This is a genomic window from Kitasatospora sp. NPDC004614 (genome assembly GCF_042873675.1).
Classification (GTDB): Bacteria; Actinomycetota; Actinomycetes; order Streptomycetales; family Streptomycetaceae; genus Kitasatospora.
The window spans coordinates 58,146-65,122 of sequence record NZ_JBIALR010000032.1; the positions used below are offsets into that span (position 1 = coordinate 58,146).

Annotated in this window: 4 protein-coding genes; 1 reads left to right on the forward strand and 3 read right to left on the reverse strand. The window is 72.0% G+C overall.

What is annotated here, in order from left to right:
* Positions 1–133 precede the first annotated feature (133 nt).
* Positions 134–1,783, reverse strand: a complete 1,650-nt coding sequence (locus ACFYST_RS35655; protein WP_387868524.1) for a phytoene desaturase family protein — start codon at positions 1,781–1,783, stop codon at positions 134–136.
* A 285-nt stretch (positions 1,784–2,068) separates the two neighbouring features.
* On the opposite strand from ACFYST_RS35655, the gene ACFYST_RS35660 reads away from it, so the two are divergent.
* Positions 2,069–4,114 carry an acetoacetate--CoA ligase gene (locus ACFYST_RS35660; protein ID WP_387868526.1) on the forward strand — a complete coding sequence of 682 codons (2,046 nt, stop codon included), beginning with the start codon at positions 2,069–2,071 and terminating at the stop codon, positions 4,112–4,114.
* Between the two features lie 98 nt (positions 4,115–4,212).
* On the opposite strand, the gene ptsP is transcribed toward ACFYST_RS35660, so the two are convergent.
* Together ptsP and ACFYST_RS35670 are read right to left on the reverse strand one after the other, a co-directional pair.
* Positions 4,213–5,883, reverse strand: a complete 1,671-nt coding sequence (ptsP, locus tag ACFYST_RS35665; RefSeq protein WP_387868528.1) for a phosphoenolpyruvate--protein phosphotransferase — start codon at positions 5,881–5,883, stop codon at positions 4,213–4,215.
* Positions 5,884–5,925: 42 nt separating this feature from the next.
* A complete protein-coding gene (locus tag ACFYST_RS35670) occupies positions 5,926–6,375 on the reverse strand; it encodes a PTS glucose transporter subunit IIA (protein WP_387648256.1) in 450 nt (149 codons plus the stop codon).
* Positions 6,376–6,977: the final 602 nt, after the last annotated feature.

The following is a 6,977-nucleotide window of genomic DNA, read 5'->3' on the forward strand; positions in this document are numbered from 1 at the left end:
CTTTCCGGTTGCCTCGCCCGGACTGCCGCCACCCACTCGGTAAGCGCTTTCCCCCGCCCCACCCCGCCCCGCCACCCCGCCCCGCCACCAGCACCACCCACCCCCGCCGGCACCACCCACCCCCGCTGCGCCCCTACCTCCCCAGCACCGCCATCGCCGCGTTGTGCCCCGGAATCCCGCTGACCCCACCACCCCGCACCGCCCCCGCCCCGCACAACAGGACCCGCGCTTCGGCAGTCTCCACACCCCACCGGCCGGACTCCACCACCGGAACCCCAACACCGCCGCTCCCGACGCCGCCCTCCTCCCGGAACGGGAACGCCAGGTCCCGGTGGAAGATGTTGCCGCCCGGCAGCCGAAGATCGGCCTCCAGGTCCAACGGGCTGCGCACTTCCATACAAGGCCGACCGTCACCATCAACCGCCAGGCACTCCGCGAGCGGCTCCGCCAGCACCCCGTCGAGCGCGGCCAGGACACCCGTCAGCGCGGCCTGCCGCACACCCTCCGGATCCCCGGACCCGGCGAACAGCCGCGCCGGCAACTGCAGACCGAACAAGGTGAGCGTGTGCCAACCGGCCGGCACCTCGGGGCCCAGGATCGAGCGATCCGCCAGCGAGTGGCAGTAGATCTCGGACGGCGCGGGCGAGGGGAGCCGACCCGCCGCAGCCGCCCGGTAAGCGCTCTCCAACTCCCGGTACGACTCCGCGATATGGAACGTGCCCCCGAACGCGTCCCGCACATCCACCGCCCCGTCCCGCAGCCGGGGAAGCCGACGAAGCAACATGTTGACTTTCAACTGCGCCCCCTCCGGCGCATCCTCACCACTCACCCCCTCATCACCACCCACCCCAGCATCCGCCGCCCCCGCCCCGCCGCCCGCACCCAGCAGCCGCGCCAACTCCACCGGCGCCGCGTTGCACAGCACCCACCGCGCCCCGACCCGCCGCTCCACCCCGTCCGCGTCCAGGTACCCGACCTCGGCCGGCCGCCCTCGCCCGCCCGGATCCACCGCGACGACCTCGCACCCCGTCAGGAACTCGGCCCCACCCGCCCTGGCCGCCTCCGCCAGCGCACCGGTCACCGCGCCCATGCCGCCCACCGGCACGTCCCAGTCACCTGTCCCGCCGCCGATCACGTGGTAGAGGAAGCACCGGTTCTGCCGCAGCGACGGATCGTGCGCATGCGTGAACGTCCCGATCAGGCCGTCCGTCAGCACGACACCCCGCACCACGTCGTCCGCGAACCGCCGCTCCAGCGCCTCACCCAACGGGCGCTCGAACAACTCCGCCCAGGCCACCGGATCGTCCACCAGCGCCCGCAGCTCCGCCCGCGACGGCAGCGGCTCCGTCAACGACGGGAACACCCGGCGCGCCACCCGCCCGGTCATCCCGTAGAACTCCCGCCAGGCCGCGAACTCGGCGTCCCCACCGGTCAGTTCACGGAACGATTCGGTCGTCCGCCGCTCGTCCGAGGCATCCACCAGCAGCCCGCCGGCCCGCCCGTCCCGCTCCCACGGTGTGTACGAGGAGATCCGCCGACGCCGCAGCTCCACCCGCACGCCCAGGTCCGCGAGGATCCGTCGCGGCAGCAGGCTCACCAGATACGAGTAGCGCGACAGCCGCGCGTCCACCCCGGGGAACGCCCGCTCCGAGACCGCCGCCCCGCCCACGTGCCCGAGCCGCTCCAGCACCAGCACCCGCAACCCGGCACGTCCCAAATACCCGGCCGCCACCAGCCCGTTGTGCCCGCCACCCACGATCACCACGTCATAAGCCGCTGTCATCCCGCCGTCCTACCACCCCCCACCACCGCCCACCACCCCCCGCGCACCCGCTGACCTCCGCGAAGCCGCACCCCACGCCGCCCACCACCCCCGCCCACACACCACGCACCACCCACAACATGACCACTCCAACCCCCTTCCCGGGCCGCCCCAACCCCCACACTGTCCACCACCAGGACGAACCCTGGACCCCCGGACGATCACGTGGCATGGTCAGCACCGTCAGCACCCACGGACGGCCTGCCACAAGCCCATCCGTCCCCACCACGGCCTGGAGACCACCACGTGAGCACCCCTCCGACCCCCCAGGACCAGCAGCACCCGCACCCCGAGCCGCTCTGGCGCCCGGACCCCGCCCGCGCCGCCGCCAGCCGCCTGGTCGCCTTCCAGCGATGGGCCGCCGACCACCACGGAGCCCCGGCCGCCCCGCTCGCGCCGGTCACCACCGACACCGAGGCCGCCACCCGCTACGCGGACCTCCACCGCTGGTCCACCGAGGACCTCCCGCGCTTCTGGACCGCCGTCACCGAGTACTTCGACGTGCGCTTCCACACCCCGCCCACCGCAGTCCTCGCCGAGCCGGCCACCATGCCGGGCGCGAGCTGGTTCCCGGGCGCCACCCTCAACTACGCCGAGCACGCCCTGCGCGCCGCCGAGGACCCGGCCAACGCCGACCGCCCGGCGATCCTCCACCTCGACGAGCGCACGGCCGAGCCGGTCGCCACCAGCTGGTCCGAACTGCGCCGCCAGGTCGGCTCGTTGGCCGCCGCGCTGCGCGCCAACGGGGTCCGCCCGGGCGACCGGGTAAGCGCTTACCTGCCGAACATCCCGCAGGCCGCCGTCGCCCTCCTCGCCACCGCCGCCGTCGGCGCGACCTGGACCAGCTGCGCCCCCGACTTCGGCGCCCGCAGCGTCCTCGACCGCCTCCAGCAGATCGAGCCGACCGTCCTGTTCGCCGTCGACGGCTACCACTACGGCGGCAAGAACCACGACCGCACCGAGGTGGTCGCCGAACTCCGCCGCGAACTCCCCACCCTCCGCACGGTCATCCACGTCCCGCTGCTCGACACCCCCGCCCCCGAGGGCACCCTGCACTACGACGACCTGGTCGCCGACGCCACCGAGCCGGTCTTCGAGCCCGTCCCCTTCGACCACCCGCTCTGGGTGCTCTACTCCTCCGGCACCACCGGCCTCCCCAAGGCCATCGTGCAGAGCCAGGGCGGCATCCTCGTCGAGCACCTCAAGCAGGCGGCCCTCCACCTCGACCTCGGCCCGGACGACCGCTTCCTCTGGTACACCTCCACCGGCTGGATGATGTGGAACTTCCTCCTCGCCGGCCTGCTCACCGGAACCACGATCGTCACCTACGACGGCAGCCCGGGACACCCCGACACCGGCGCCCTCTGGTCGGTCGCCGCCCGGACCAGCGCCACCGTCCTCGGCACCTCCGCCGCCTACGTGATCGCCAGCCGCAAGGCCGAGCTGCACCCCGGCCGCGACCTCGACCTGTCCGCCGTCCGCTGCCTCGGCACCACCGGCTCCCCGCTCCCGCCCGACGGCTTCCAGTGGATCTACGACGAGGTCAAGCCGGACGTCTGGCTCGCCTCCGTCAGCGGCGGCACCGACGTCTGCTCCTGCTTCGTCGGCGGCGTCCCCACCCTCCCCGTGTACCTCGGCGAGATCCAGGCCCCCTGCCTCGGCGCCGCCGTCGAATCCTGGGACCCCAGCGGACACCCGCTCACCGACGCGGTCGGCGAACTCGTCGTCACCAAGCCGCTCCCGTCCATGCCCACCGGCTTCTGGAACGACCCGGACGGCGTCCGCTACCACGACAGCTACTTCGACACCTACCCCGGCATCTGGCGCCACGGCGACTGGATCACCGCCACCAGCCGCGGCACCGTCGTCATTCACGGCCGATCCGACTCCACCCTCAACCGCCAGGGCGTCCGAATGGGCTCCGCCGACATCTACGAGGTCGTCGAACGCCTCCCCGAGATCGCCGAATCCCTGGTCATCGGACTGGAGGAACCCGACGGCGGCTACTGGATGCCGCTGTTCGTGGTCCTCGCCCCCGGCGCCGTCCTGGACGACGACCTCACCGGCCGGATCCGTACCTCGCTGCGCACCGAACTCTCCCCGCGCCACGTCCCCGACGAGGTGATCACCGTCCAGGGCCTCCCGCACACCCTCACCGGCAAGCGCCTCGAAGTCCCCGTCAAGCGCCTGCTGTCCGGCACCCCCCTCACCAAGGCGGTCAACCCGGGCTCCGTCGACAACCTCGACCACCTGCGCTTCTTCGAGCAGCTCGCCACCACCCGCAAGCACTGACCGACCCCCGGCACGCCCCAGGGCCCCCAAAGGCCCCGAGGGGTCGCCGCCAACCCCCACGGTGGCAGCGACCCCTCGGGAGTCGAAGGTCCGGACGCCTACGCCCCGGACAACACCTGCCGCGCCGCCGCCCTGGCCTCCGCCGCGGACTCCGCCGCCCGCGCCGCCTCCGCGGCCTGCTGACACTGCGCCAACGTCGCCTGCGCCAACGCCGACCGCACGTACGGGATCGCCGCCGCCCCCATCGACAGACTGGTCACCCCGAGGCCCGTCAGCACGCACGCCAGCAACGGATCCGACGCCGCCTCCCCGCACACCCCGCAGCTCTTCCCGGCCGCCTTCGCCGCCCCCGCGGCCGACGCGATCAGATCCAGCAGCGCGGGCTGCCACGGATCCTGCAGCCGCGCCAGCGAACCCACCTGCCGGTCAGCCGCGAACGTGTACTGCGCCAGGTCGTTCGTCCCCAAGGACAGGAACTCCACCTCACGCAGCAGCGACCCGGCCCGCAGAGCGGCCGACGGAATCTCCACCATCGCCCCGTACTTGGCGTCCAGCCCTGCCTTCCGACACGCCTCCGCGAACGCCCGCGCATCCTCGCGGTCCGCCACCATCGGGGCCATCACCTCGAGCCGCGCCGACACCCCCTCGGCCGCCCGCGCCAACGCCCGCAACTGCGACCGCAACACCTCCGGGTGCTCCAACAGCGACCGCAGCCCCCGCACCCCGAGCGCCGGATTCGGCTCGTCCACCGGCGTCAGGAACTCCAGCGGCTTGTCCGCCCCCGCATCCAGCACCCGCACCACCACCCGGCCGTCCGGGAACGCTTCCAACACCTGCCGGTACGCCCGCACCTGCTTGTCCTCGGTCGGCGCCTTCGCCGAGTCGTCCAGGAACAGGAACTCCGTCCGGAACAGCCCGACGCCCTCCGCCCCGTGCTCCAACGCCGCCGGCAGATCCGCCGGACCACCCACGTTCGCCAGCAACGGCACCATGAACCCGTCCGACGTCCGCCCCGGCCCCGAGGACGCCGCCAGCGCCGCCTCCTGCTCCGCCGCCGCTCGGCGCAACTCCTCCTGCCGCTCCGCAGACGGCTCCACCAGCACCTCACCGGTCGTCCCGTCGACCGCGACCACCGCCCCCTCCGCCACCTCCGTCGCCCGCGGCAGCGCCACCACCGCCGGCACCCCCATCGCCCGCGCCAGAATCGCGCTGTGCGAGGTCGGCCCACCCTCCTCGGTCACGAACCCCAGCACCAGCGACGGGTCCAGCAACGCCGTGTCCGCCGGCGCCAGGTCCCGCGCCAACAGGACATACGGCTCGTCACTGTCCGGCACCCCCGGCATCGGCACCCCCAACAGCCGCGCCACGATCCGGTTCCGCACGTCGTCCAGGTCCGCGACCCGCCCCGCCAGATACTCGCCCGCCGCGGCCAACAGAGCCCGGTACGCCGCGAACGCGTCGTACACCCCCCGCTCCGCGCTGTTTCCCTCTGCGATCCGCCGATTCACGTCCGCCAGCAGCTCCGGGTCCTGCGCCATCAGCGCCTGCGCCTCCAGCACCGCCTGCGCCTCACCGCCGGCCAGATTCCCGCGCGCGATCAGATCCGCTGCCACCGCCTCCACCGCGGCCTGCGCCCGGGCCTGCTCACGCGGCGCCTCCGCAGCCGAGACCTGAGCCGACGGTGGCTCCAACACCGCCGTCCCCATGTGACGCACCGGCCCAATGGCAACCCCGTGACTCACGCCCACACCGCGCAGCGTCCGCTCCATGGTCCGAACCCCTTCGCCCGTCGTCTTCGCCCGTCGTCGCTGTCAGTTCCAGACGAACAGCTCGCCGCCGGCCGTGACCTCACCGGACTCCGCAACCCCACTCAGCTGCTCCGCCGACGCCTCCAGCGCCACGATCGGCGAGATCGGCGACTTCCCCGCGGCCTCCACCGCCGCCGGATTCCACTTGATCACCGGCTGCCCCCGCTTCACCCTGTCCCCTTTATGTACGAGCAGCTCGAACCCCTCCCCATTGAGCTGCACGGTGTCGATCCCCAGATGCGTCAGCACCCCACGCCCGTTCTCGTCCATCACCACAAACGCGTGCGGGTGCATCGACACCACCTGCCCGTCCACCGGCGACACCGCTTCGATCGGCTCCCGCACCGGATCGATCGCCGTCCCAGGCCCGACCATCGCTCCCGCGAACACCGGGTCGGGCACATTGGCAAGGCCGACGGCACGCCCGGCGAGCGGCGAGGTGACAGTGGTCATGGTGGAGCCTCCCAGGTACGGAGTACATCGCGTGCGGCCGCAGGGCAGCGGTCCGCTGATCGACTGGACCCAAATTACGTCAACTCGGACATTTCATGACGTAACCCTCACGAGTCGCCCGAGTGAAGATCGATCCCAACGTCCACCCCGCCGCGCACGAACCGACCTCCGCGCACCCTCTCCTCCGAACCCGTCACCCTCAAGTGGTCTAGTCCTCTTGGCGGACGCGCCGCACTCTACGGCATCCCGCTACACCCCTCTCGGCCCTGCCCGTACGGGTCGAACGCCGCCGTCCGAGTGATCCATCCGGCCTCGATTAGGTGCGCGGCCGCCAACCCGCTATCGTTGCTCAGGTCGCCGCGCAACGGCGGTAAACAGAGCAAGTCGAGAACGTAAACCCTCGGTCAACACCGAGAAAACGATCTGATAAGCTCGAAACACGAAAGAACGCAGTAACACTGAAACGAATGCCCGGAGGGCCGGCCGGAAGGCCGCCTGAAGGAAGTCTCCGTTCCTTGAGAACTCAACAGCGTGCCAAAAGTCAACGCCAGATATGTTGACATCCCCGGCCGGTCCTACTGGATCGGTTGGAGATTCCTTTA